The organism is Ralstonia psammae (genome assembly GCF_958405935.1).
GTDB lineage: Bacteria > Pseudomonadota > Gammaproteobacteria > Burkholderiales > Burkholderiaceae > Ralstonia > Ralstonia psammae.
The window spans coordinates 111444-135509 of record NZ_CATZBU010000005.1; the positions used below are offsets into that span (position 1 = coordinate 111444).

Here is a 24066-nt window from a genome sequence, read left to right on the forward strand (position 1 = left end):
ACCGCGCGATACTGATATCTACAAAAGAGCCGGAGACAACTCAATGGGTGTTTTTACCTGCAGGAGGGCTCGTGCGCACGGCCTCCGGTGCTGGATCACGGCGTTGCCGAGGTGGGTCGCCTCGGTCTTGCTGGCGGTAGCAACCTCACACGCCCTCGCACAAGACCCGACGCACCTGACGCTCATGGTCAGCGGCACCGCCAAGATGATCTACCTGCCGGCCACCCTGGCGCAACGCCTGGGCTATTTCCGCGACGAAGGGTTGGAGGTGGAACTGCTCTCGCAGCCTGCCGGGGTCGATGCGGAGAGCGAACTGCTCACCGGCTTTGCGCAAGGCGTGGTGGGCTTCTATGACCACACCATTGACTTGCAGGCCAAGGGCAAGGAAGTGCGCGCCATTGTCGTATTCAGCCAGGTGCCGGGCGAAGCGGAAGTCGTGTCGACACGGTTGCCGGCGACAGTGCAATCGATGCGGGATCTGCGCGGCCGTACGCTGGGCGTGACAGGGCTGGGCGCATCCACCAGCTTTCTCACGCGTTACCTGCTGGCGCAGCAGGGCCTCTCGGCCGGCGACTACACCATGCTGCCGGTTGGCGCCGAACGCAGCTTCGTCACCGCACTGCGCAGCGGCCGCATCGATGCCGGCATGACCACCGACCCGACGGTCTCGCGCCTTGTGCACAGCGGCGAAGCCCGCGTGCTGCTGGATTTGCGCACACTGGAGAGCACGCGTGCCGCGCTGGGCGGCTCGTATCCGGCCGCGTGTCTGTACTTGCAGACCGAATGGCTGGAAGCGCATCCGGACATCGCCGCCAAACTGGCCCGCGCATTCGTGCGCACCCTGCGTTATATGCACGCACATGGCGCGGAAGATATTGCCGCCCGCATGCCGCCTGAATTCCGGCGCGATCATCCCGAGCTTTACACAAAAGCGCTTGCCGCCGCGTTGCCCACCTTCAGCACCGACGGACGCATGCCGGACGACGGCCCACCCACCGTCCTGCGCGTCCTCGCTGCCAGCAATGCCAACGCGCGCGACAAGCACATCGACCTCTCGCGCACCTACACCAACAAGTTTGTCGATCAGGTGCGCGAGCGCCGCTAGCTCAAGACAAGCACTCGCTTAGAAGCGCGTGCGCATACCGACGCCGAACTCCGTCTGGCTGTTGTGGCCGTTGGTACCGCCCACGATGTACTGGTCCTTCAGCTTCATGTAGTCGGCCGCCACGTAGAACTCCGTGCGCTTGGACACGTGGTAGAACACCGAGCCGTACAGCGTGTTCTTGCGACCACTGCCCGCTGCGGTGGCGCCCACCACGCTGGCGTACGCGTTGAGCGTGTTGCCGTCGGCGTTGAAGGCGGCATTGTCGGCCTTCATGATCTGGTAGCCGATTTCGTAGTCGAACGCGCCTTGCGGAGCGATCTTCAGCGACAGCGTGTAGGCGTCGTCCTTGCGATTGCCCAGCGCAGCCGGTTGCTCGCCGGTGTAGTGGAAGTAGCCCGCGTTGACACGGAACATGCCCATGATCACGTTGCCGCCCACCGAGTACGAGCGGTCCATGAAGCCGCCCACCTTGGCCTGTTGCGCGAAGCCCGCCAGATGGAAGTTGTCGCCGTTGTAGCCCAGCGCGAGCGACTCGGTGGTGCCTTGCGTGAACTGGCCCGGCACTTCGCCAAACTGGTAGCCCAGGGCCGTCAGGAAGCGGCCGCCCCACATCTTCTTCCACACCACGCCGTTGTTCATGCGCGTGCCGGTGGCGCTGCCTGCGTAGAAAATCAGCTGCTTGAAGTTGTTGGTGTTGGTGTAGCCGCCTTCTTCCAGCCCCACCGAGGCGCTGGTGTACGGGTCGCCGTAGATGGCAGAGATATCACGGGCAATCGCGTTCTGGCGGCCGAAGGTCAGCTTGCCCAGCGATTCGCTCGACAGACCCACCCAGGCATCGCGGTTGAACAGCACGCCCGGCGTGTCCATGTTGCCGGTCGGCGTTTCGAACTCCGATTCCAGGCGGAAGATGGCCGACGTACCGCCGCCCAGGTCTTCCTTGCCGGTCAGGCCCCAGCGGCTACCCGAGAACCAGGGGATCTGGAAGCCGGTGGTGCGCGCGCCTGAAGCGTTGGTGTTGTTGACGGTGCTGATGGTGGTGTCGATCAGGCCGTAGAGCGTCACGTTCGACTGGGCATGAGCGCCGCTGGTGGCCAGCGTAGCCGCTGCGGCTGCAGTTGCCGCAAGGGCAAACTTGATGCGGGACATTGAAGTCTCCTTCCTTTGTGGGTGATGGTGTCCGGTCGTGATGCCGGCTTTGGGAAACGCGCAAGGGCAGTGGGTCAGACCGCCCGATGCAATCGCTGGGCGAGCGTAGAAGGGGGCACCTTTCTGGAGCCTTTCGCGTCGGCGTGCGCGCAACGCTAGGGTCTACCCGCATTGGGACGTGTGCGCAGGCGTGGGTTGTTGCGCCCTCCAATGCAACGCATTGCAGCCCTGGCAATCGGGCTCGCGGTAGAGTGTCGAGTCACCGCACCTCAACTCCACCAGACTCCGCCCATGCATCCGTCCCAAATGACCGGCCTGCAATTGCTGCAGGCCATGTCGCACGGTGAACTGCCGCGCGCCTCCATCAGTGAAACCATCCCGATGACAATGGACGTCATCGAAGCGGGCACCGTGCATTTCAGTGCCCAGGCCGACAAGCGCCACCTCAATCCGCTGGGCGGTGTGCACGGCGGCTTTGCGGCGACGGTGCTCGATTCAGTGACGGGCTGCGCGGTGCACACCATGCTCGAAGCCGGCGTCGGCTACGGCACGGTCGACTTGAACGTGAAGATGGTGAAGGCGGTGCCGGTGGATACGCCGCTGGTGGCCGTTGGGCGCGTGCTGCATGTCTCGCGCACGATCGGCGTGTCGGAGGGCACCCTCAAGACGCAGGACGGAACGTTGCTGGCACATGCGACGGCAACGTGTGTCATCCGCCGTCCGTAACCCCGATTCACCTGGAGCACTTGATGTCTGAACCGCTGCAAACCCTGTCTGCCTTGTCTGCGAAAACCACCGCGCTGGTGCTGATCGACCTGCAACGCGGCATCCTGCCGTTTGCCCAGGGGCCGCACTCGGCCGAGCAGGTATTGGGCGCGTCCGCCCGGCTCACAAAGCGCTTTCGCGAACTCGGGGCGCCCGTGGTGCTCGTGCGCGTAGGTTGGGCGCCGGACTACGCCGATGCGCCGCGCCAGCCCGTCGACCGCCCCGCACCCACACCGCCTGGCGGCCTGCCGCCGCAGTGGTGGGAACAACCCGCCGAGCTGGAAGTGGCCCCCACCGACATCCAGATCACCAAGCGCCAGTGGGGCGCGTTCTACGGCACCGAACTCGACCTGCAACTGCGCCGTCGGGGCATCACCACCATCGTGCTGGGCGGTATCTCGACGCATGTGGGGGTGGAATCGACCGCGCGTGCTGGGTGGGAGCACGGCTACGCGCTGGTGCTGGCCGAAGATGCGATGAGTTCGACCGATGCGGCCATGCATCGGTCGTCGGTGGAGAACGTGTTCCCGCGACTGGGCCGCGTGCGAGACACCGCCACCATCCTCGCGGCGCTGACGGCCTGAGCGTTCAGGCACCGTCCTCGACCGGCACGTACAGCACCATGCGCAGGCGCGGGTCCTCCATCACCGGCAGGCCGATGTAGTCGTAGCGGACGACCTTGCCGGCGGGCGTGCGGATCAGCTTGTGTTCCGCGCGCTGGGCACGCACCTCGTGCTGGCGCCACCAGGTATCGAACTCGCGGCTGCTGGTGCGCAGCCGGTCGACCAGCGCCACCAGGACCGGGTCGTCTGCGTGCGGGTCGTACACCGCGCGAAACTTCGCCAGCATGCGGCGCGCCTCGTTCTCCCACTCGACAAAACGCTCGCGCGCATTGGCGTACAGGAACATGTAGACCAGCGAGTTGCGGTCTTCCGGCGGCATCGTGCCGAAATCCATGAAGAGCTGCGAGGTCGCCTCGTTCCAGCACAGCAGCTCCGTGCGATAGCTTCGCACGTGGGCGGGCAAGACCATACCGGCAACGGCCCGGCGCAACACATCGGGCACCGTTTCTGCCGCTGAGCGCCCGTTCGTGCCAGCCCCAACCCCCGCGAAGACCGATTCCGCGCGCGCCAGGCCACGCATGTGCGCACGCTCATCCGAAGACAGCTTGAGCGCGCGCCCGATGGCCTCGATGGTCGCCACCGAGGGCCGCACGTCGCGCCCCTGCTCGATACGCACATACCAATCGATGCTGATGTTGGCAAGCTGCGCGACTTCTTCCCGGCGCAGGCCGGCAGTGCGGCGGCGCCCGCTGCCTTCGGGCAGGCCCACATCCTGCGGACGCAGGTGACTCCGACGGCTGCGCAGGAACTCGCCAAGCTCGTTGCGGGGCGTGGCAGGGAAAGGGGCCAGGTCAGCGGTGAAATCGTCCATAAAGGGCATTACACACGACAGTGCGTGAAGGTGGGAGGGACAGCTCAATCCTAGGTTAATCCTAGCTCTGCATCGAATCGGCGCGCGCACCTACGCTGCGGTCATCCCTCTTTCCGGAGCCGATCGTGACCCACATTTCTTCTGCTTCCCCAGTATCAGACCCCCGCCGCTGGCTCGCCTTTGGTGTGATGGTGACAGCGCAATTCATGTTCATCGTCGACGCGTTCATTGCCAATGTGGCGATCCCGAGTATCCGCACGAGCCTGCACGCCACACCCGCGCAACTGGAGGCCGTGCTGGCGGTGTACCAGCTCGGCTACGCGATTCTGCTCATCACCGGCGGCCGCCTGGGCGATCTGTTCGGGCGCAGGCGCGTGTTCCTGCTGGGCCTCATCGCCTTTACCGCCACCTCGGCCGGTTGCGGACTGGCAGGCAGCGCGGCGGCACTGATTGCATGGCGCTTTGCACAGGGCCTATCGGCCGCGATGATGGTGCCGCAGGTGCTGGCGAGCGTGCAGGCGCTCTTTGCCGGCGCCGAGCGTGACCGCGCGCTCTCGATCTTCGGCCTGGTGATGGGCACCGGCGGCGCGGCCGGGCTGCTGGTGGGCGGCGCACTCACCAGCGCGGACATCGCCGGGCTGGGCTGGCGCTCGGCATTCCTGATCAACGTGCCGGTGGGGCTGACCGCCGCGCTGCTGGGCTGGCGCTGGATTCCGCACCCGAGTGCCAACGCAGCGAAGGTGCATCTCGATACGACCGGCGTAGCGTGGATGGCCTTCAGCGTGGCGGCCGTGCTGGTGCCGCTGCTATTCGGCCGCGAACTTCACTGGCCGCTGTGGGCCCTGGCACTGCTCGTCGTAGGCGTGCTCGGCATGGCAACGTTCCGGCAGCTGGAAGCCCGTGTCGACCGCGCTGGCGGTACGCCGCTGCTGCCGCCCACCTTGCTGCAGCATCGCGCCTTCATGACGGGCCTGACAGCGTCTGCGCTGCACTACATCGGGATGATGGCGTTCTTCCTGGTGCTGACGCTGTATCTGCAGAATGGGCGGCAGCTTTCTGCGGTGCGCATGGGTGTTGCCATCCTGCCGCTGGCCATCACCTTTCTAATCACGTCGCGAGTGGCCAATGCGCTGGTGCGGCGCTATGGCGTTCGCGCGCTGTTGGCGGGTCTCGGCCTGATGGCGCTGGGCCTGCTGGTACTGCTGTCGGGCTTCGGTACGGAGTGGGCGCGCCCCGCCACGCCGAGCATGATGCGCATGGGCCTTGCCGTGGCGCTGTACGGGGCCGGACAAGGCCTGGTCGTCGTCCCGCTGATCGGCCTGGTGCTGACGGGCGTGGCGCGTACGCAAGCCGGCGCGGCGGCGGGGCTTCTGATTACGGCGCAGCAACTGGCAGGCGCACTGGGCGTCGCGTGTATCGGCGGGCTGTATTTCACCTTTGCCGCAGCCGGCGGCGCCACCGGCATGGCGCACGGCACGATGGCCGGATGTATCGCCATGCTAGCAGCGCTCGGTGCGGCGGCGGTCGGCTTTGCGCGGCTGGGCGCACAGCAGCGGCAACTGGCGGCAGCCGGCGCGGCCAGCCCCGCCTGAACCACACCACGCCCACCATTCGATACTCGGGCGCGCGACACAAGCGCGCCCGCGTGCATTGATCGGCCCCGGCGGAGGTTCCACACTCCCGCGCGATGCGCTTGGCATCGCTCGCCTTCTTCCCGCATGGCCACTGTTTCCTCCCTTCGCGCCGCGGCTTCGGCCACGTCCTCTGCTCCGCCCCTGGCGCGCCGCATCGTCGCGGAGGGACTCGGTACAGCCTTGCTGATTGCGGTGGTGATCGGCACGGGCATCCACGCAAGCCGGCTCTCCGGCGGCGACGCCACGTGGACGCTGCTGGCGCAGTCGCTGGCCGGTGGTGCGGGTCTGTTGGCGCTCCTGACGATGTTCACGCCGGTATCGGGTGCCCACCTGAACCCGGCGGTTACGCTGTCGGCGCTGTTGCGGGGTGGCCTGCGTGGGCATGAAGCGCTGGCCTTTCTGGCTGCACAGGCCGTGGGCGCCGCGCTCGGTGTGGCCGCCGCGCACGCCATGTTCGGCATGCCCGCGTGGGCGCCGGGCACGCATGCAGCCACGGGCCCCGCACTGTGGTGGAGCGAAGCGCTGGCAACGTTCGGGCTGATCGGAGCGGGCATCGCATGCGGCCGTCACGCGCCAAAGCAATTGCCGCTCGTGGTGGCTGCCTATATCGCGGCGGGGTATTGGTTCACGTCGTCGTCATCGCTGGCCAACCCCGCGCTGGCCTTTGCCTGCGCACTGACCGACGGCCCCTCCGGCATCCGCCCTGGCGATGTACCGGGCTACATACTGGCGCAACTGGTCGGCGCGCTGCTGGCAACGCCGTTGTTCAATTGGCTGATGGGCGTGGACGCTGCACCCGCGCAGGCATCCGACACCGCCATCGCACCGGCACACGCCGTGCCGATGCACCGCCAGGCAAGCTGATGGTTGGCGCTCAGCCGAGCGCCGTGAGCCCGCTGGCGCGGGCGTACTGAAAGAGATCGATCTCGCGCGCCAGGCCCAGCTTGCGCAGCGCCACCGTCTTCTGCGTGCTGACGGTCTTGACGCTCGAACCGAGCACGAGCGCGATATCCGACACAGCCATGCCGCCGGCATACAGGCGAAGCACTTCCCGCTCGCGCGCGCTCAGCCGCTCAAAGACAGTCCGTTCGTTGGAACCGAGGCCCGTGTCTTCCAGGATGCGCGGACTGTCACAGCGCACGCCGCGGGCGGCCGCCATGACGGCGTGGCCGACATGAACAAAGTCATCGTTCTTGCTGACGATCCCGGCCACCCCCAGCTGCCGCATGGCGCGCAAGAGGGCCGGGTTGTGGACCATCGTGCAGACGACGATGGCGAGTTTCGGATGCTGCTTGCGCAGGCGCGCCAGCAACTGCATGCCATCGAAGGCCGGTTCGCCGCCCAGGTTGTAGTCGGTCACGACGACGTTGCAGTCGATGTGCGCAAGCACGTGCATCAACTCGCGCCCGTCATGCGCCTGGGCCACGACGCGGTGCTGTGGAAACTGCGCAATGGCCGCCGCCAGCCCCATCAGGATCACCGGATGATCGTCTGCCATCACGATCGAGAGGACAGGGCACATGCGCACGCCGTCAGGTCAGGCGCGTCGCTGGCGATGACATGTCCAGCGTGGCGAGCAGCAGGGTGGAAGAGATCGGAGCCGTCATGGGAGTCAGGAGCACCGCTGAAAGGAGCCGGTACCTTACTCACCCGATATGCGCTGCGGGATCAGATTTTTCTTACTTTGGCAGCGCGTAACCTTTCGAGGCAGAAGCTGCTTCTATCAGCGTTGAGAAAAACTGAACGACCCTGCAGCATTCCTGCTTACGCCGCCGCCTGCACGTGCGCAAGAAACGCGGTGACGGACAGCGGTGCCGCCCACAGATAGCCTTGCCCGGTCGCGCAGCCCAACGCGCGTAAGGTCTGGCGCTGCGCATCGGTTTCCACCCCTTCGGCAATGCACTCGAGATGTAGCGTGCGCGCCAGCTCGATCATCGTGCGGCAGATCACGCCGCGTTGGCTGGTCTGGTCCACCGCGGCCGTAAACGAGCGATCGATCTTGAGGATGGTGAAGGGCAGATCGGCCAGCAGCTTGAGCGTGGCAATGCCCACGCCAAAATCGTCGATGGCCAGCGGATGGCCCAGGAGGCGCAAGCGGTTGAGCGCGATGGCAAGCTGCGCGGCATCGGATACGGGGGAATCCTCTGTCAGCTCAATGGTGATGGCCGACGGTGCAATGCGCGCCTCGCGCACGATGGCTTCGATGCGGTCTACGGTGCCGGCCCGGCCGAGCGTCTGCGCAGACGCATTCACGCCAATCGAAACGGGGTACGCATGCGCGGCCAGCGCGTGCTGCACGCGCACGCAATGCTCCAGCACATGGAAGAACAGCCCGTCAGCCAGCCCGAGCGCTTCCAGGCGTGGCACGAACGCGGCGGGCGACACGCGCCCATGCACCGGGTGCATCCAGCGGCAGAGCGCCTCGGCGCCGGCAATCTGGTTGCTGGCCAGATCGTGCTGGGGTTGGAAGACGACCTCGATCTGGTCGGGCGTTTCGTGGATAAGCGCGGCAAGTTCCTCGTCGGAAAACTGCGGCAAGCCAGCAGTTGCGGCAGGCGTCCGGTCCCGCTCGCGCGCGGCGGCCTCTTCCAGCAGCGGCAGCACGTGTGCCGGGCGCAGTGGTTTCTGCACGCCGTGCGTGTGCGTCAACCCGATCGCATCGGCCAGGCCGACGTGCGACTCGACGATCGGCGCATCCATCGCGCTGACCCATGCCCACACGGGCGCCTGTCGCGGAAAGACTCGGCCACCGCGCAAGTGCAACTGCTCCATCAGTTCGGGGCCGTTCATGCCTGGCATGTCGATATCGCACAGCACCAGATCGACATGGCAGAGCTGGAGCAGGTAGAGCGCCTCGCGGCCGTCGCAGGCGGTCAGAATCTGCTGCACGCCCAGTGTATGGAGCAGTTGCCGGGCGGCGGCCCGTTGCACCGGGTGGTCGTCCACCACCAGCACGGCGAGTTGCGCGAAACCTTCCATCGGCCAGTCCTTGTTGTTGTAGATATCGGCGGCGAGGCGCATCCCGTTTGCACCGTGTGACGCCACCGTCAGCCGCCATTGAAGCACTGGCCGGGGGCCTTGTCAGGCGGAGTCAGTGCGCGGCGCCGGAAAAAACAAAGCCCGCGCAGCTTTTCAACTGCGCGGGCCTTGAGAGATTCCCCCAACCTTTTGAGCTTCCGGCACCGGTGTCGACGGCGTCGGGATGGAGGAAATCGTGCCCGAAAAAAATGAAGCCCGCAACAGGGGCGGGCTCAAAAGGGGGGGAGTGCTCTCTAAAGAGAGAGCAAGGTGAAGTTTAGTGGAGGGGGTGCAGTCAGACTGTCCGGGGTTGGCCGAAACCCTTGTAGGACAAAAACTGACGATATTTCGCGATGTTAGCGACACAAAGCAGGTGGTTGCGCGCACATTCGCAGCGTTGACGTGATTCAAACAGCGCTTTGACCCTTCCGCGCCGACATGCGTGTCGGTGTCTGAAGCGTGGCTCGAAGCGCACGCTTGAAAAATCCTCGCTCGTTGCTAACGGGCAACGCCGCCGAGGGAAGCATGCAGAAAAGATGAGGATTCAGGGTAGCCGGAACCGGCAGAGATGCAAGGCGGCCGGAAGAACAGCAAAAGCCGCGCGCCAAAGAAAAAAGCCCGAGCACCAGGTGCTCGGGCCACAATCCACCAAGGAGGGTGGAGGAGACAGTTCCAACTATAGCGAATCGTTTGCTGCGTTGCAATAACGTAGAACTACTTAATGTAACAAGAGGCTACAAGCGTTGCCCAGGCGCCACGTGTGACGAAAACGATTGCATCTGTCACACGATGACGCAACGCAACAAACCATACGGCGTGCCGAATGCCCTGGTCAGGGCTCTCGACACGCCGCGCTTCAATTTCAGGCCAATCCGCGAAAGTAACTGCTGACTTAGCCGCCCCGGCTTAAAACGCCGGCAGGATCGCGCCCTTGAACTGCGTGTCGATGAACTTGCGCACGTCTTCCGATTGGTAGGCGCGCACGAGCGTCTTCACCCACGGCTGGTTCTTGTCTTTTTCACGCACGGCGATCAGGTTGGCGTACGGACCCTGGCGATCTTCCAGTGCAATGGCGTCCTTGGTCGGCGTCAGGCCGTTCTTGACCGCGTAGTCGGTGTTGATCGATGCGGCGTCCAGGTCATCCAGCGAGCGCGGCAGTTGCGCCGAATCCAGCTCGATCAGCTTGATCTTCTTCGGGTTCTCGACCACGTCACGCGGTGTCGCGTTGTTGCCGTTCGTGCCGGCGCCCGCCTTGAGCTTGATCACGCCCGCCTTCTGCAGCAGAAGCAGTGCGCGGTTGCCGTTGGACGGGTCGTTCTGGATGCCGACCTTGGCGCCTTCCTTGAGCTGCGCCAGCGACTTGATCTTCTTCGAGTAGAAGCCCATCGGCGCCACGTAGGTCAGACCCACGTTGACGATCTTGTAGTGGCGCGCCTGGACCTGGCTATCGAGGAAGGGCTGATGTTGGAAGCCGTTGGCGTCCAGGTCGCCCGAATCGAGCGCGGGGTTCGGCTGGGCGTAGTCGTTGAACTCGATGATCTTGACGTCCAGGCCGTCCTTCTTGGCGACCTTCTGCACGACTTCCCAGATCTGCGCGTCAGGGCCGCTCATGGTGCCGAGCTTGATCTGCTTGGTATCGGCGTTGGCGGCGGCAGCAACGGCAAAAGCGATGGCCGGTACGGCCACACGTGCAAGGCGGGAGAACAGGGACATGGAGAAACCTCGTGGATCTTGTCGTGAATGAAATCCGCCCGCGGGTAGCGGGCGTGTGACGTGATCCTGTCATAGCGGCGTACGTAACCGAACGACTTTTTCGGCATGTCCATATGCCCAACAAAGGTGCAGGCTAGGCGATGGGCTCGCCGTCCTCCACGGGCGGCGGCTCGGCTGCGGGCAAGGCGACGACGAAACACGCTCCGCCATCGGCCGGCGCCTCGACCCAGATGCGACCTTGATGCGCGCTCACGATCGCCTCGCACACGGCCAGGCCCAGGCCGACACCGGTGGCGGCCGACTCCTTCTCGCCGCGCGTGAACTTCTCGAAGATGGTCCGCACCGCGCCGGGCGGCACGCCGGGGCCATGGTCACGCACACGCAACCGCAGCTCGCTGCCGTGCGCCGCGTCGTGAACCACCTCGCCCGACACGCGCACCTCGGTGCCGGCCGGCGCGAACTTGCCGGCGTTCTCCAGCAGATTCGACAGCACACGCTCCATCAGCGGGCCATCGCAGCGAATAAGCGGCAGTGCCGCGAGGTTATCCACAACCACGCGGTGCTCGGGCAGCGGAATGGCCTGCAGCGCCGCGCCGACGAGTTCTTCCATCGATTGCCACTCCAGTCGCAGCTTGACGTCCTGGTTCTGCAGGCGCGCCATGTCGAGCAGGTTGGTGACCATCGTGCGCATGCGCTGCGCCTGCTGCCCGATGGCGACGGCGGCCTCGGCCTGCAGCGCGGGCAAGGGCGGGTGCGCGCGCAGCAGCGTCTCCGCCATCCCCACCAGCCCGGTGAGCGGTGTACGCAGATCGTGCGACACGGCGGCCAGCAGCGAATTGCGCAGCCGCTCCGATTCAATGCGTACCAAGGCGTCGCGGGCCACTTCCACGTAGTGCACGCGCTCGATGGCAATGGCGATGAGCGTGGCGCAGGCGTCGATCTGGCGGCGGTTGTCGGGCTGCGTGAGCACGTGGAAAGTTTCGGGCTCCACGGCCAGCACACCGCGAATGGCCATCGGCGCCTTGAGCGGGAGGTACAGCACCGACCCCGACGGCAGCGTGTGCGTGCCCGTGCCGGCAGGCTGGCCGTGCTGGTACGTCCAGTCGGCCAGCACGCGGTCCAGGTTCGGCATGCCGGACGGTGCGTCGGTGGTGCCTTCGGCTTTGGCGACTTGCGGTGCACCGAGCCGCCCATCAAGCCCGACGAAGAAGAACGCGCAGCGCCCGCCAAAGGTTGCGTTGACGAAGCGCCCGCCGATGCTGACGATCTGGTCCAGCGTGAGCGCGGCGGACAACTCGCGCGCGGCCTCGTACAGCGCATGCGCAGCCGCCTCGCGCTGCACCGCCACCTCTGCCTGGTCACGCAAGCCTGCCGTCAGCTGGCCCACCAGCATGCCGACCGCCAGCATCACCGCAAAGGTCAGCAGGTACTGCACGTCGCTCACGGCAAAGGAAAAGCGTGGCGGCACGAAAAAGAAATCGAACAGCGCCACCGACAGCACCGACGCCAGCGCCGCGGGCCCGCGCCCGTGGCGCATCGCCACCGCCACCACGGCGGCCAGGAACAGCATGACGATGTTGGCCAGATCGAACACCGGACGCACGAGGCTGGACAGTGCCGTTGCCACGCCCACATACACGCATGCGGCCACGTAAGCCGGCTTGAGCCAGCCCGCCTGCGCATCGGCAGCGCGCTGGGCCTCGCTGCGCACGTCTGCACGGCCGATGTCTGCTGCGCGCGGCGGGAGTTGGATATGCGCCGGGTCCGCCGCGGCGCGAATCACGTCGACCTCGGGGCAATGCCGCGCCAGCGCTTCGGCAAAGTCGCCGCTGGGCAGGCGGCGCTCCAGCCCGATCGCCAGCCGTAGCGCGACGACGACGGCGCGCGCCGAACGCCAGCGTTTCTCGGGCGGCCGCCCGATGACGGCCTTGGTGATGTTGTGGCGACGGATATAGCCGGTGATGGCTTCGACAGCGTTGGTGCCCGCCAGCGTTTCCACGCGCGCGCCGGCGTCTTCGGCCAGCTTGAGCAACGCGTGCAGGCGCTCGGCACGCGCATCGGCCGCGCGCAGATGCGGCATCACCACGGCCACGGCGTGCCAATCGCATTCCAGTTGCGCGGCCAGGCGCGCTGCACTGCGGATGACCTGTTCGCCATCGCCCTGTGGGTCCAGGCAGGCGACGACGGTCTCGCGGGTGCGCCAGACGTTTTCAATGCGACGCGCGCGGCGGTAGGCCTGCACGTCGTCGTCCACGCGGTCGGCGGTGCGACGCAGGGCAAGCTCGCGCAGGGCGATGAGGTTGCCCTTGCGGAAGAAGTTGCGCGCCGCGTGCTGGGCCTGCTCGGGCATGTAGACCTTGCCCTCGGCCAGGCGGCGCAGGAGTTCATCGGCGGGCAGGTCGACGAGGATGACTTCGTTCGCGCTGTCGAACACCGCATCGGGCACGGTTTCCCACACGCGGATGCCGGTGATGCTGCCGACGGCCTCGTTCAGGCTGTCGAGATGCTGGACATTGACGGTGGTCCAGACATCGATGCCGGCGGCAAGCAGGTCTTCGATGTCCTGCCAGCGTTTGGGGTGGCGCGAGCCGGCGACGTTGGAGTGTGCAAGCTCGTCAACGAGGATGAGGGCAGGCCGGCGGGCCAGCGCCGCGTCGAGGTCAAACTCGGGCAGCGTGCGGCCTTTGTATTCGATCTGGCGGGTGGGGAGGTGTTCGAGGTCGGCAACCAGCGCGGCGGTTTCGGCGCGGCCGTGGGTTTCGACCAGGCCGATGACTGCGTCGATGCCCTGGGCGCGAGCGGCTTTTGCTGCGGCGAGCATGGCGTAGGTCTTACCAACACCTGCGGAAGCGCCGAAGTAGATGCGGAGTTTGCCGCGGGCGGACTGCTCCTTGCCGGATTGGAGTTCGGCTAGGAGTTGGTCGGGGTTGGGGCGCTCGTTGTCTGGCATGGCTTGTATTTTGGGTGCATTTTTGTTTGGTGGTGCATCCCTTGTTTCATCCCCTGCCGGGGCTGACTCACTTTCTTTGGCAAGACAAAGAAAAGTCAGTCGTGCCCGGCAGGGTACGAAAGAGGGATGGACCACCAACATCAAAGCCAGCAGTCCACAAACCTCACTTCAAATCATCCAACGCCAAGTTCAACTCCAACACGTTGACAACCGGCTCCCCAAACACCCCAAGCACCGGTCCCTTGGTGTTCTCAGCCACCACCTTCTTCACCAAGTCAGGCGACATGTGCCGAGCCCGCGCAACCCGCTCCACCTGATATGCCGCAGCAGCAGGGCTGATCTGCGGGTCCAGCCCACTCGCAGACGCCGTCACAAGGTCCGCCGGAATCGGCGCGGTATTGCCGGGGTCGGCTTCCTTGAGCGCTGCAATGCGCGCCTTGGCCGCCTCCGTCAACGCCGGGTTGCTCGGCCCCAGGTTGGAGCCGCCCGACGCCTGCGCGTTATACGGGTTCGGCGCGGTTGCGGAGATTCGTCCCCAGAAATACGCCGGCGTATCAAAGTTCTGCCCGATCAGCGACGAGCCAACCGCCTTGCCATTGCGCTCGATGATCGAGCCGCCGGCCTGCGCCGGAAACAGCGCCTTGCCAACACCCGTCACCACCACCGGATACAACACGCCGGTAATGAGCGACAGCCCGACGAACACCACCAGCGCCGCGCGCAGCAGGCCGCCCTGTTGCGGCACATCGGGCTGAACAGGATGGCCCGCTTGAGTCGTGGTTGCCATGAATGCACTCCTTGCTTAAACCCAGCCCATTGCGGCCAGGAACATGTCGATGATCTTGATGCCGGGGAAGGGCAGCAGCAGGCCGCCCAGGCCGTAGACCAAGAGATTGCGGCGCAGCAGCGCGGCAGCGCCCAGCGCGCGGTACTTCACACCCTTGAGCGCCAGCGGGATCAGGAACACGATGATCAGCGCGTTGAAGATCACCGCACTCATCACAGCCGATGCGGGCGTGGCCAGGTGCATCACGTTCAGCGCAGCAAGCTGCGGATACGTGGTCGCAAACGCGGCCGGGATGATGGCGAAGTACTTCGCCACGTCGTTGGCGATCGAGAACGTGGTGAGCGAGCCGCGCGTCATCAACATCTGCTTGCCGATCTCGACAATCTGGATCAGCTTGGTCGGGCTGGAATCCAGATCGACCATGTTGCCGGCCTCCTTGGCCGCCTGGGTGCCGCTGTTCATGGCGACGGCCACGTCGGCTTGCGCCAGCGCCGGGGCATCGTTGGTGCCGTCACCGGTCATGGCGACAAGGCGGCCCTGGGCCTGCTGCTCGCGGATGAGTGCAAGCTTGGTCTCGGGCGTGGCTTCGGCGATGAAGTCATCAACGCCCGCTTCTGCCGCGATGGATGCGGCGGTCAGGCGGTTGTCGCCGGTGATCATTACCGTCTTGATGCCCATCTGGCGCAGCTCGGCAAAGCGCTCGCGGATGCCGGCCTTCACGATGTCCTTCAGCTCCACCACGCCGAGCACGCGGTCGTTGTCGGACACCACCAGCGGCGTGCCGCCTTGGCGCGCCACATCGTCCACGGCGGTGGACACAGCGTCCGGAAACTTGCCGGCCAGCAGCGTCACGTGCGTGCGGATGGCATCGGCCGCGCCCTTGCGGATCTGACGCGCCATCTCACCCTGCGCGTTCTGGCCCACGTTGATACCGCTCATGCGCGTTTGCGCGGAGAAGGCGACATACACGGGCTGCGTCTTCGCCAGCGCCGCTTCATCGATGGACGCTTCGCCCAGGTTGCGTGCGAGCGTGACGATGCTGCGGCCCTCCGGCGTTTCATCGGCCAATGACGACAGCCATGCGGCCTCCGCCAACTGCCTGGCCGTCACGCCCGGCGCCGGGATAAAGCGCGACGCCTGACGGTTGCCGTGCGTGATCGTGCCGGTCTTGTCGAGCAGCAGCACATCCACGTCCCCGGCAGCTTCCACGGCGCGGCCCGACGTGGCGATCACGTTGGCCTGCATCATCCGGCTCATACCCGCCACGCCAATCGCCGAGAGCAGCCCGCCAATGGTGGTCGGGATCAGGCACACCAGCAGCGCGACAAGCACGGTGATGGTGATCGGCGAGCCCGCCTTCATCGCCTCCACGGAGAAGATCGAATACGGCAGCAGCGTGACGGTCGCCAGCATCAGGATGATGGTCAGGCTCACCAGCAGGATCGTCAGCGCCAGCTCGTTAGGGGTCTTCTGGCGCTTGGCGCCTTCCACCATCGAGATCATGCGATCGAGGAAGCTCTCGCCCGGGTTGGCAGTGATGCGCACGACGATCCAGTCCGACAGCACACGCGTGCCACCGGTCACGGACGAGAAATCGCCGCCCGACTCGCGGATGACCGGTGCCGATTCACCCGTGATGGCGCTTTCATCCACCGAGGCCACGCCTTCGATCACCTCGCCGTCACCGGGCACCATGTCGCCGGCTTCGATGAGGACGATGTCGCCGCGACGCAGGGCGGTGGCGGCGCGCGCTTCCACGCGGTCGCGGCGGTGCGGGTCTGCCAGCACCTTCGCCTGCACGGTGGTCTTGATGCCGCGCAGCGATGCCGCCTGCTGCTTGCTGCGGCCCTCAGCCAAGGCTTCTGCAAAGTTGGCAAACAACACCGTGAACCACAGCCACACCGAGACGGCGAGGATGAAGCCCGCAGGCGCTTCAGCCTGGCCGCGCAGCGCCATGGCCCACAGGATGGTGGTGAGGATGCTGCCGACGTAGACGACGAACATCACCGGGTTCTTGGCCTGCGCACGCGGCGACAGCTTGCGGAAGCTATCGACAATGGCGGGCTTGACCAGCGCCGACGAGAACATCGACAGCTTGCGCACATCCTTGGCGGACAGCGTCGTGTGCGTGCTGCGCGCCTGCGGCTCGGCCGCTGCGCCGGCGCTCGGTTCCAGCCTGTGCTTGACCGTACGCACAACGGGTTCGGATTCGGGATAACGGATAGCCATAAGGCACCTGTTGATATTGAGTAGACGACTCGCCTTGCGCGTTAGCGTGCGAGATGTTCGGCGATGGGGCCGAGCGCCAGCGCCGGGATGTAGGTGAGCGCGCCCACCAGCAGCACCGAGCCGATCAGCAGCACCACAAACAGCGGCCCGTGCGTGGGCAGCGTGCCGGCCGTCACCGGCAGGCGCTTCTTGGCGGCAAACGTGCCTGCCATGGCCAGCACCGGCACGATGATCCAGAAGCGGCCCAACCACATCGCAATGCCCAGCGCCACGTTGTAGAACGGCGTGTTGGCAGACAGGCCGGCAAACGCGCTGCCGTTGTTGTTGGCCGCCGAAGAGAAGGCGTACAGCACTTCAGAAAAGCCGTGCGTGCCGGGGTTGAAGATGCCGGCCTTGCCCTGCGTCGCCACCACGGCCACGGCCGTGCCTACCAGCACCAGCAGCGGCGTGACGAGGATGGCGATGGAGGTCATCTTCATCTCGAACACCTCGATCTTCTTGCCGAGGTATTCCGGCGTGCGGCCGATCATCAGGCCCGCAATGAACACGGCCAGGATGGCGTACACCAGCATGCCGTACAGGCCCGAGCCCACACCGCCAAACACCACCTCGCCCAGTTGCATCAGGAACATCGGCACGAAGCCGCCCAGCGCGGTGAGCGAGTCATGCATGGCGTTGACCGCCCCGCACGACGCCGCCGTGGTGATGGTGGCAAACAGCGACGAGGCCACGATGCCGAAGCGCGTTTCCTTGCCTTCCATGTTGCCCACCGCCTGATCGATGCCGAGGTTGGCGAGCATCGGGTTGGCATGCAGCTCTGCCCAGGCCAGGAACGTGGCCAGCACCACGAACAGCACCGTCATCGCAGCCAGCACGGCCCAGCCCTGGCGGCCATCGCCCACCATGCCGCCAAACGTAAAGCACAGCGCCGCCGGGATGATGAAGATCGCCAGCATCTGCACGAAGTTGGTCAGGGCGTTGGGGTTCTCGTACGGGTGTGCGGAGTTGGCATTGAAGAAGCCACCACCGTTGGTGCCCAGCATCTTGATCGCCTCTTGCGAAGCGACCGGGCCCATCGGCAGGGTCTGCGTCTGCGTCGTGGCCTTTTCCGTCACGGGGTTGCCCTGGGCATCCTTGATCGGGTTGCCGCTGGCGTCCACCTTCGGGTTGTCGTACGTGGTGGCGGTGACGGTGCTCACCTCCTTGTAGCCATCGAAGTTCTGGATCACGCCCTGGCTCACGAAGAACACCGACACGATGATCGACAGCGGCAGCAGCACGTAGACCGTCGCCCGCGTGAAGTCGACCCAGAAGTTGCCGATGGTGTTGGCCGAGTGGCGCGCAAAGCCGCGGATGAGCGCAATCACCACCGCAATGCCGGTAGCCGCAGACAGAAAGTTCTGCACCGCCAGCCCCAGCATCTGCGTGAGATAGCTCATCGTGCTTTCGCCCGAATAGCCCTGCCAGTTGGTGTTGCTCACAAAGCTGATGGCCGTGTTGAACGACGAATCGGGCGTGATGGCGCCAAAGCCCTGCGGGTTGAGCGGCAGCCATTGCTGCGCGCGCTGCAGTGCATACACCGCCAACGCGCCCAGCACGTTGACGACGATGACGGCCAGCGCATAGCGCTTCCAGCCCATCTCGGCCTGCGGGTTGACACCAGCCACGCGATAGAACAACCGCTCGACGGGGCCGAGCCAGTGCGCGCGCGATGGCTTGTCGCCAAACACGCCGGCCATGTACGACCCCAGCGGTTTAGCCAGAACCAGCAGCACGACCAGATAGATCGCCAGCTGGAGGAGGAACGCATTCATGGTGTGCCTCGCAGTGTTGTTAGAAGCGCTCGGGCCACAAGAGGGCCACGAAGAGATAGACGAGCAGGACCACGGTGATGGCCCCGGACAACACGTAGAGCCAGGTCATTGCTGTTTCTCCATCGCGTGCGTGGTGGGTTGGTCTTTGGTGGCAAGCCGGCCGGAGAGGGCGAGCAAACCGCCCACTGCCAGCGCCAGCACCGCAAGGCCGGCGAGATAAACGAGATCCATATGCGCTCCCCTTTCCTTCAGGTCGTGGTCGTTAGAACGTCTTGGTCACGGCCAGCAACGCGGTGGCCTTGCCCATGTAGTTGCCGCGCGTGTTGGTGTACGCGGCGCGCGCAGCGTTGGTGTCGATGTACGCAAGCGAGGCCGTCCAACCGCTGCCGAAGTCTTTCGTCACGCCCACCTTCCAGTCGGCATACGACGTGCGCACCGCCTGGTGCGGCACCTGCTGATAACCCACGTGCAGGTTCAGCGTCAGGCCCCAGAAGCCGGTGTCGAAATTGCCCGACAGGTCGAAGTACTGGCTGTGGTGGCTATCCGCAAAGCCGAACAGGTTGGAGAACGCGTGCGAGTACTTGAACGAGACCGGCCCGTAGCCGATCTGCGCATAACCCTCGGTGGTGTGCGGGCGGGTGTAGCCGTCGGGGTAGCTGCCCGGGTAGTAGTACTGCAGCACGCCCACATCAATGGGCACGTCCTTCATCAGCTCGGTCTTGTAGCCGCCGTAGAAATCCATCTCAATGGGGGCGGAGACATTGGGGTTGGAATCCCCCAGCCAACTGATCGACGAGTTCCAGTTGCCCACGTAGAAGCCGTTGGGCAAGGCGTAATCCACACCGCCCTGGATGGCCGGCTTGTTATTGGTCTGCATGAGACCGCGATAGCGGTACTGGCTGGCCAGCGTGACGTTAGCCGTCAATGGGCTGGCAGGTGCGGCCGGGGTGGCGACAGGCGCCGGCGTTGAATCCGCCGACTGCGCAGTGGACTGCGCAAATGCGGCCGCGCTGGAGAGTGCTGCGGTACAGAAGACAACGCCACCGATGACGGTGGCGTGCAAAGAAACCTTGGCTTGCATGGACCTTTCCCTTGTTGTTTTGGGTGCCGCCCGGCCCGGCGCAGATGCGCGTCAACGGGGCCGGAGGCGGCGTGCAGGCCGGCTCCCGTCACAGGGCCTGCGTGCAGTGCAACAGTAGGGAAAGGGGGGTAAAAACGGGGTAAAGGTTGGGGGGAGGGGTGTAAACGGGGTGTAAAAACGCGCCAGCTAGCGGTCCGGCACAAACGTCACTCGATTGCGCAAGTAGCCGCCGCCTTCACGACGTGTCGTGGTCTGGCTCACGATCACCCAGTCGCGGAAATCGCTTACGTCTTCGTCGGTCTGAATTGGAAAATCCTCCATATTCGACGGCGCATCAATTGGCCCCTTTTCCGGATCGGTATTGCCACAGTCACGGCCTTCCGCGCCATGCTGGTCAATCCAATCCTTGAATTGCAGATAGATCTTCTTTTCAAAGCCATTCATGGCCCAGCCGCGCAATTTCACATTGCAAGCCTTGGCCGTCGCGATCTTCATATCCAACTCCGTCACCGCCCCCGCCAGGTAGAAGCCCGCCAACGAATCGTGCATATAGTCGTTGAGCAAGTCCCCCGCCCCGCGCGGCACGCCCTGAGCGGTGTCAAAGAAGCGCAGCGCAAAGACTTCAAACGGCGTGACGGGCTGATCCATGTTGGCCGCCCGGATTTGCATGAAATTGGCACGAGCCATTTCCTCTGGCGACACCAAAATGGCATTGTTGCGCCGGCCATAAGGGGAACGGAAAGGCGCGGCGCGTAAGCGCACCAAATGCAAGTCGCCTTTCAGGCGGCCGTTCGATTCGTGCAAATCCTGCTGGTCTTGTCTACTTCCTGCCAGATAGAAGGGCGCTCGCTCCAGCGCCGGCAGCAACTGCTGGCGCCACCGGAAGTAGCACGCCATGTGCTTGAGCGCTTCGGCTTCGTAATCGCCGTCCGTGCAGCCGCTCCACGTCATGTAGCGATCCCAGGCCTGGACCATCTGTGGATCGACTTGCAGATCGTCCTTGATTTCACCCTGAAGTTTTTCATACGGGTGCAACGGCACCCCAGCCAACAGCGCCGCCTTATACATGTGCAGCAGTGGAATCTGCGACATCAGCGACGACAAGCCATTGCGCGCCTTGCCCTGGCTGCCAGCGCCATAGCCGCCGCCCACATCCGAATGCATGCCGGGGTACAAAACTTCCTCGACTGGGTTGGGGCTCGTCACGCGGGTGCTCGGAAAGTTCATGCGCTGCTCATGCGCAGCGATGTAGTGCACGGTCTTTTTCACCACGGAGGGCAACGGCTTGAGAATCTCCGCCGCCCAGCCAGAATGGCCACTCGCAATCCATTGCGGCAGTGCCATGGCCTTGTTCATGGAATCGCTGGTGCCGACGGTGGCCACCGAATCGAACAAACCGAGAAAGCTGATCTCCGTATCGATGCCTGCAAACTGACCGTTCTGCAGCGCGTCTTGGAACCAGTAGCAGAACGCACGCGCTTGCACCGCGCCGCGCGAGAACCCGAACACCGATAGTGAGATGAACGGGATGGCAGGCTTGGGCTTCAAATCAAGCTTGTGGCGCAGCTTGGCGGAAAGCTCCTGGGTCACTTTCGCAAACCAGCCTTTGCGGTCCAGTGCGGGGGAGTCGGGGAAAACGCCGTCCTTCTGATGGTGATCGACCTTCTGTGCGTAGTCCTTGATCTTATCGGCGATTTCGTCAGGCCGCAGCATCGGAAAGTCGTCATGGACTGTCCGATGCACAGCGTTGTAGACCTGCATCAACCCCCAAAGAATACGGGCTTGCCCACCCGCAGCGAAGGCGCGGCCGTAAGTACTCTCAGCGTTTTCGCCAATCTCAGGGAACCGCGTGCCTACACCTGGCATGTAAAAGCGATAAAAACGTTCGCTATTTCCAAGAACGTTGTCTTTGTCGCTTGGATAACCACGGAACAAGCGAACGATATTGCTGTGGTAGCGCTTCTGTGGAGGCTGTTCATCAAAGTCCCGCACCAAGTTGTTATTGGTACCGTCGAAGAACAGCCCAACCTGCACAATGGTTTCGCACTTCAGCGGGTCATGGTGCTTCAGCATCCGCTTGTATCTCGGTGAGAGCGAAACTTCGATCGGCGTAAGACTGCACCATTCAGCGGGATCCAGCGGCAGGTTACGATTCGGTGCGGAAATCGGGGCGCTCATTGTTGTTCCCCCTTCCCAATATTGGGATCAATTGGGAAAGGGATAGGATGCTTCGAACTGTGGGCTCCAGGTACCGAAACAACCACACGCACGACATCATCGGGGAAGATATGAGCGTAAACGTCCCCGATTTCAGTGTACGGCTCGACTTCAACAACCTTACTTCCGCGAATGACCTGGTTGTTCTTATCTCTCGCCTGCCATTTGACAGTGACGGTCATGCCTGGTTTGTAAACACGGGGAACGCCCACGCAGCACATGCCAGATGTACTGCCGTAGGCATCCATATTTCCACCGCTAGCTCCATTGATCGAAACGCTATCCATGTACTTGCCAGTATGGTTAACACCCCCAACCATGGCGTACACGAGCCGATCGGACCGATCCGTCGATATCCCCTCGCTGGCACAACCCGCCAGCAGCAAGCCTGCAAGAACAAAAGCAGAAACACGCACAAGCAAAGGATTCATTAGTGGCACTCCCAGTCTCCTTGATTAGTTTTGATTGCGGCCATCGAAGAACAGCCGGCCAGCACGAGGTTTTCTCACTTCAGCGGGTTGGGATGCGATCCATGTCATTGACGGCGCGCGGCATCCAGAACAACAAGACTAGCCGGTAAGCGCGGATGGAATTGCCAATAATCATCATCAAGACATGCAAGCCGCCCGAAGGCGGCTTTGTTATCCACGACGCGGCAATGCATCCGATTACTGTGTTGCTATCGCGTCTTCCTCCTGGCCTCTTAGCAAACTGCACCGACACCGCCTTGCGCGCCGCACCACTGCCGCATTGGCGATTGATGGTTGGCTGCCTCCCTCGTCAGGCGTGGGTACAGCGCTGAAGCACGTTTAGGCCTTCATTTAGCGGGACGAAATTTCTCCAGGACTTCGGCTTGCCGGTCAGCGCGACTAAAGTTCGTCCTGCCTGCCGGCGAGTCGCCGAAACGCATCCAACAGGTACAAACCTTTGCAGATATCTAGCCTTCTTGTGACTAGGATTGGCCGCGACTATTTCAGCTTGCCGAGAACGGCAATGTGAAGGCGATGCACAGCAAGCTAGGAGATGCGCGCATGGAACCTCAGGAGCATTTGTGAAGCGATTGGTAGCGCTGTTCTTAGGATTGTTTTCACTCAATGCGCTCGCTCAGATTCCAGAATCAGTCGTGAGAAGCTGCATGCTTCTGGAAAGTAGCGGCCCGGACGTCGAATACAGCGAGCTTGATAGCACCGGAACAGTCAGCGACGATGAAATTCCAGGCTACTCGCTTTTTTCCTATACTCGTCATGACGTAATTTTCGGCTATGCGACGGCAAACAAAGGATCGCGTGACCTGATTGTTGTTGGAGCGATGCGGGTACCGATTTCCCGGGCAACGAGGCTAGGAAGGGATCGCCCACAGCGTATTGACTCTTCAAAAGCGGTTTATTCGATCCTAACCAAGGCGCATAAAAAGTATTTCTGTATTGCATCGAATTTCGGCGGACTGGGTCGGAGTGGGTCATTCCAAAATGTTCGGCAAGCCTACATAGCACCATTGAAAGTCGCTCATAGCAGTAGCAGCATGGGAGCGGTCTATTATGGTGTGCGGGATAGTCTCGACTTCACCAACAAACCCAGCAGCGGAAAGGATTGAATCCACTACTTTCATCTCATGGGAGTCTTGCCATGATCCGGTCGAGAGAGGAGGGCGGCAGCGGGATATATGCATCCTCTCTCGAGGCATCCATGCTGTAATAGACTCGATCTCGATCAAAAAACATCTTGGGCGCCAGATCGTAATACTCTCTTTTCGCCAAAATTGTCTTTGTATTTGCATCATAAAGTCTAAATAGCGTTCCATCCTTGTATGGAAGGAGGCAGATTTCACCAATATATTGATGATCTCGGCTTTTTTCTTGTTCGCAAGCACCTGCCCCCATGCGATCGCGTGCCGCTAGCCAATATTGCGCGCCAATTATCAAAGCGGCAATGAGCACCATTGTTTTGCACCGACGCTTTATGAAGCTTTCGGCTACGGGGCGCCCGGCACTTTCAACCTCTGTCTTACCTGCGTTGCTCCGCCGCCCGATTCTCTGGAACAAGAAATAGAGAACGCATGTCGATATCAGCCCTACCGCAATCGCAGCAAACAACCAGCGAATCAGGATAAACAGACCCACACCCAAACCATGCATCATATAAATCACCTTGCAACAGGAATCGCATACCTTTG

At 63.5% G+C, this 24066-nt stretch carries 21 protein-coding genes; 6 read left to right on the top strand and 15 right to left on the bottom strand.

Annotated elements, in window-relative coordinates:
* The first annotated feature begins 43 nt into the window (after positions 1-43).
* On the top strand, positions 44-1105 hold the full coding sequence (locus R2N16_RS12640) for an ABC transporter substrate-binding protein (protein WP_316666045.1): 1062 nt from the start codon (positions 44-46) through the stop codon (positions 1103-1105).
* 18 nt (positions 1106-1123) lie between these two features.
* Here the strand turns inward: R2N16_RS12640 and R2N16_RS12645 are convergent, their stop codons facing one another.
* Complete coding sequence (locus R2N16_RS12645; RefSeq protein ID WP_316666046.1) at positions 1124-2251, bottom strand: porin; 1128 nt, start codon at positions 2249-2251, stop codon at positions 1124-1126.
* Positions 2252-2542: 291 nt separating this feature from the next.
* Here R2N16_RS12645 and R2N16_RS12650 point away from each other — a divergent pair, with 291 nt between their 5' ends.
* The gene (locus R2N16_RS12650; protein WP_316666047.1) at positions 2543-2977 is read left to right on the top strand and encodes a PaaI family thioesterase; all 435 of its coding nucleotides are present in this window, start codon (positions 2543-2545) and stop codon (positions 2975-2977) included.
* 23 nt (positions 2978-3000) lie between these two features.
* Entirely contained in the window at positions 3001-3600 is a 600-nt protein-coding gene (locus tag R2N16_RS12655) for a hydrolase (RefSeq protein WP_316666049.1), read from the top strand.
* A gap of 4 nt (positions 3601-3604) precedes the next feature.
* On the opposite strand, the gene R2N16_RS12660 is transcribed toward R2N16_RS12655, so the two are convergent.
* A complete protein-coding gene (locus tag R2N16_RS12660) occupies positions 3605-4450 on the bottom strand; it encodes a helix-turn-helix transcriptional regulator (RefSeq protein WP_316666050.1) in 846 nt (281 codons plus the stop codon).
* Between the two features lie 125 nt (positions 4451-4575).
* On the opposite strand from R2N16_RS12660, the gene R2N16_RS12665 reads away from it, so the two are divergent.
* Positions 4576-6042, top strand: coding sequence for an MFS transporter (locus tag R2N16_RS12665; protein WP_316666051.1), 1467 nt, complete (start codon positions 4576-4578; stop codon positions 6040-6042).
* Between the two features lie 126 nt (positions 6043-6168).
* Positions 6169-6948 carry an aquaporin gene (locus tag R2N16_RS12670; protein ID WP_316666052.1) on the top strand — a complete coding sequence of 260 codons (780 nt, stop codon included), beginning with the start codon at positions 6169-6171 and terminating at the stop codon, positions 6946-6948.
* Between the two features lie 10 nt (positions 6949-6958).
* Here the strand turns inward: R2N16_RS12670 and R2N16_RS12675 are convergent, their stop codons facing one another.
* From R2N16_RS12675 to R2N16_RS12730, 12 genes are all read right to left on the bottom strand, one after another.
* Complete coding sequence (locus tag R2N16_RS12675; RefSeq protein ID WP_316666054.1) at positions 6959-7606, bottom strand: response regulator; 648 nt, start codon at positions 7604-7606, stop codon at positions 6959-6961.
* 242 nt (positions 7607-7848) lie between these two features.
* On the bottom strand, positions 7849-9063 hold the full coding sequence (locus R2N16_RS12680) for an EAL domain-containing response regulator (RefSeq protein ID WP_316666328.1): 1215 nt from the start codon (positions 9061-9063) through the stop codon (positions 7849-7851).
* Positions 9064-10008: 945 nt separating this feature from the next.
* On the bottom strand, positions 10009-10815 hold the full coding sequence (locus R2N16_RS12685; protein WP_316666055.1) for a MetQ/NlpA family ABC transporter substrate-binding protein: 807 nt from the start codon (positions 10813-10815) through the stop codon (positions 10009-10011).
* Between the two features lie 133 nt (positions 10816-10948).
* Positions 10949-13765, bottom strand: coding sequence for a DUF4118 domain-containing protein (locus tag R2N16_RS12690; protein WP_316666056.1), 2817 nt, complete (start codon positions 13763-13765; stop codon positions 10949-10951).
* A 163-nt stretch (positions 13766-13928) separates the two neighbouring features.
* On the bottom strand, positions 13929-14552 hold the full coding sequence (gene kdpC / locus R2N16_RS12695; protein ID WP_316666057.1) for a potassium-transporting ATPase subunit KdpC: 624 nt from the start codon (positions 14550-14552) through the stop codon (positions 13929-13931).
* Positions 14553-14567: 15 nt separating this feature from the next.
* Complete coding sequence (gene kdpB, locus R2N16_RS12700) at positions 14568-16781, bottom strand: potassium-transporting ATPase subunit KdpB (RefSeq protein ID WP_316666059.1); 2214 nt, start codon at positions 16779-16781, stop codon at positions 14568-14570.
* Positions 16782-16822: 41 nt separating this feature from the next.
* Entirely contained in the window at positions 16823-18595 is a 1773-nt protein-coding gene (gene kdpA, locus R2N16_RS12705; protein WP_316666060.1) for a potassium-transporting ATPase subunit KdpA, read from the bottom strand.
* A gap of 19 nt (positions 18596-18614) precedes the next feature.
* A complete protein-coding gene (gene kdpF, locus R2N16_RS12710; RefSeq protein ID WP_004628487.1) occupies positions 18615-18704 on the bottom strand; it encodes a K(+)-transporting ATPase subunit F in 90 nt (29 codons plus the stop codon).
* On the bottom strand, positions 18701-18826 hold the full coding sequence (locus tag R2N16_RS12715) for a hypothetical protein (protein WP_004628489.1): 126 nt from the start codon (positions 18824-18826) through the stop codon (positions 18701-18703). Before R2N16_RS12715 ends, kdpF begins: the two co-directional genes overlap by 4 nt.
* Before the next feature lie 31 nt (positions 18827-18857).
* A complete protein-coding gene (locus R2N16_RS12720) occupies positions 18858-19676 on the bottom strand; it encodes a TorF family putative porin (protein WP_316666062.1) in 819 nt (272 codons plus the stop codon).
* A 186-nt stretch (positions 19677-19862) separates the two neighbouring features.
* Positions 19863-21854, bottom strand: a complete 1992-nt coding sequence (locus R2N16_RS12725) for a phospholipase effector Tle1 domain-containing protein (RefSeq protein ID WP_316666063.1) — start codon at positions 21852-21854, stop codon at positions 19863-19865.
* On the bottom strand, positions 21851-22324 hold the full coding sequence (locus R2N16_RS12730; RefSeq protein WP_316666064.1) for a DUF3304 domain-containing protein: 474 nt from the start codon (positions 22322-22324) through the stop codon (positions 21851-21853). Before R2N16_RS12730 ends, R2N16_RS12725 begins: the two co-directional genes overlap by 4 nt.
* A gap of 620 nt (positions 22325-22944) precedes the next feature.
* Between R2N16_RS12730 and R2N16_RS12735 the strand changes: the two genes are divergently transcribed.
* Complete coding sequence (locus tag R2N16_RS12735) at positions 22945-23487, top strand: hypothetical protein (RefSeq protein WP_316666066.1); 543 nt, start codon at positions 22945-22947, stop codon at positions 23485-23487.
* Between the two features lie 16 nt (positions 23488-23503).
* Here R2N16_RS12735 and R2N16_RS12740 read toward each other — a convergent pair whose 3' ends face one another.
* Positions 23504-24031 carry a hypothetical protein gene (locus tag R2N16_RS12740; RefSeq protein ID WP_316666067.1) on the bottom strand — a complete coding sequence of 176 codons (528 nt, stop codon included), beginning with the start codon at positions 24029-24031 and terminating at the stop codon, positions 23504-23506.
* Positions 24032-24066 lie beyond the last annotated feature (35 nt).

What these genes read in the sequence shown, in the direction of transcription:
- R2N16_RS12640 (WP_316666045.1), top strand. Translation starts at nt 44, where the DNA reads ATGGGTGTTTTTACCTGCAGGAGGGCTCGTGCGCACGGCCTCCGGTGC.
- R2N16_RS12645 (WP_316666046.1), bottom strand. Translation starts at nt 2,251, where the DNA reads ATGTCCCGCATCAAGTTTGCCCTTGCGGCAACTGCAGCCGCAGCGGCT.
- R2N16_RS12650 (WP_316666047.1), top strand. Translation starts at nt 2,543, where the DNA reads ATGCATCCGTCCCAAATGACCGGCCTGCAATTGCTGCAGGCCATGTCG.
- R2N16_RS12655 (WP_316666049.1), top strand. Translation starts at nt 3,001, where the DNA reads ATGTCTGAACCGCTGCAAACCCTGTCTGCCTTGTCTGCGAAAACCACC.
- R2N16_RS12660 (WP_316666050.1), bottom strand. Translation starts at nt 4,450, where the DNA reads ATGGACGATTTCACCGCTGACCTGGCCCCTTTCCCTGCCACGCCCCGC.
- R2N16_RS12670 (WP_316666052.1), top strand. Translation starts at nt 6,169, where the DNA reads ATGGCCACTGTTTCCTCCCTTCGCGCCGCGGCTTCGGCCACGTCCTCT.
- R2N16_RS12675 (WP_316666054.1), bottom strand. Translation starts at nt 7,606, where the DNA reads ATGTGCCCTGTCCTCTCGATCGTGATGGCAGACGATCATCCGGTGATC.
- R2N16_RS12680 (WP_316666328.1), bottom strand. Translation starts at nt 9,063, where the DNA reads ATGGAAGGTTTCGCGCAACTCGCCGTGCTGGTGGTGGACGACCACCCG.
- R2N16_RS12685 (WP_316666055.1), bottom strand. Translation starts at nt 10,815, where the DNA reads ATGTCCCTGTTCTCCCGCCTTGCACGTGTGGCCGTACCGGCCATCGCT.
- R2N16_RS12690 (WP_316666056.1), bottom strand. Translation starts at nt 13,765, where the DNA reads ATGCCAGACAACGAGCGCCCCAACCCCGACCAACTCCTAGCCGAACTC.
- kdpC (WP_316666057.1), bottom strand. Translation starts at nt 14,552, where the DNA reads ATGGCAACCACGACTCAAGCGGGCCATCCTGTTCAGCCCGATGTGCCG.
- kdpB (WP_316666059.1), bottom strand. Translation starts at nt 16,781, where the DNA reads ATGGCTATCCGTTATCCCGAATCCGAACCCGTTGTGCGTACGGTCAAG.
- kdpA (WP_316666060.1), bottom strand. Translation starts at nt 18,595, where the DNA reads ATGAATGCGTTCCTCCTCCAGCTGGCGATCTATCTGGTCGTGCTGCTG.
- kdpF (WP_004628487.1), bottom strand. Translation starts at nt 18,704, where the DNA reads ATGACCTGGCTCTACGTGTTGTCCGGGGCCATCACCGTGGTCCTGCTC.
- R2N16_RS12715 (WP_004628489.1), bottom strand. Translation starts at nt 18,826, where the DNA reads ATGGATCTCGTTTATCTCGCCGGCCTTGCGGTGCTGGCGCTGGCAGTG.
- R2N16_RS12720 (WP_316666062.1), bottom strand. Translation starts at nt 19,676, where the DNA reads ATGCAAGCCAAGGTTTCTTTGCACGCCACCGTCATCGGTGGCGTTGTC.
- R2N16_RS12725 (WP_316666063.1), bottom strand. Translation starts at nt 21,854, where the DNA reads ATGAGCGCCCCGATTTCCGCACCGAATCGTAACCTGCCGCTGGATCCC.
- R2N16_RS12730 (WP_316666064.1), bottom strand. Translation starts at nt 22,324, where the DNA reads ATGAATCCTTTGCTTGTGCGTGTTTCTGCTTTTGTTCTTGCAGGCTTG.
- R2N16_RS12740 (WP_316666067.1), bottom strand. Translation starts at nt 24,031, where the DNA reads ATGATGCATGGTTTGGGTGTGGGTCTGTTTATCCTGATTCGCTGGTTG.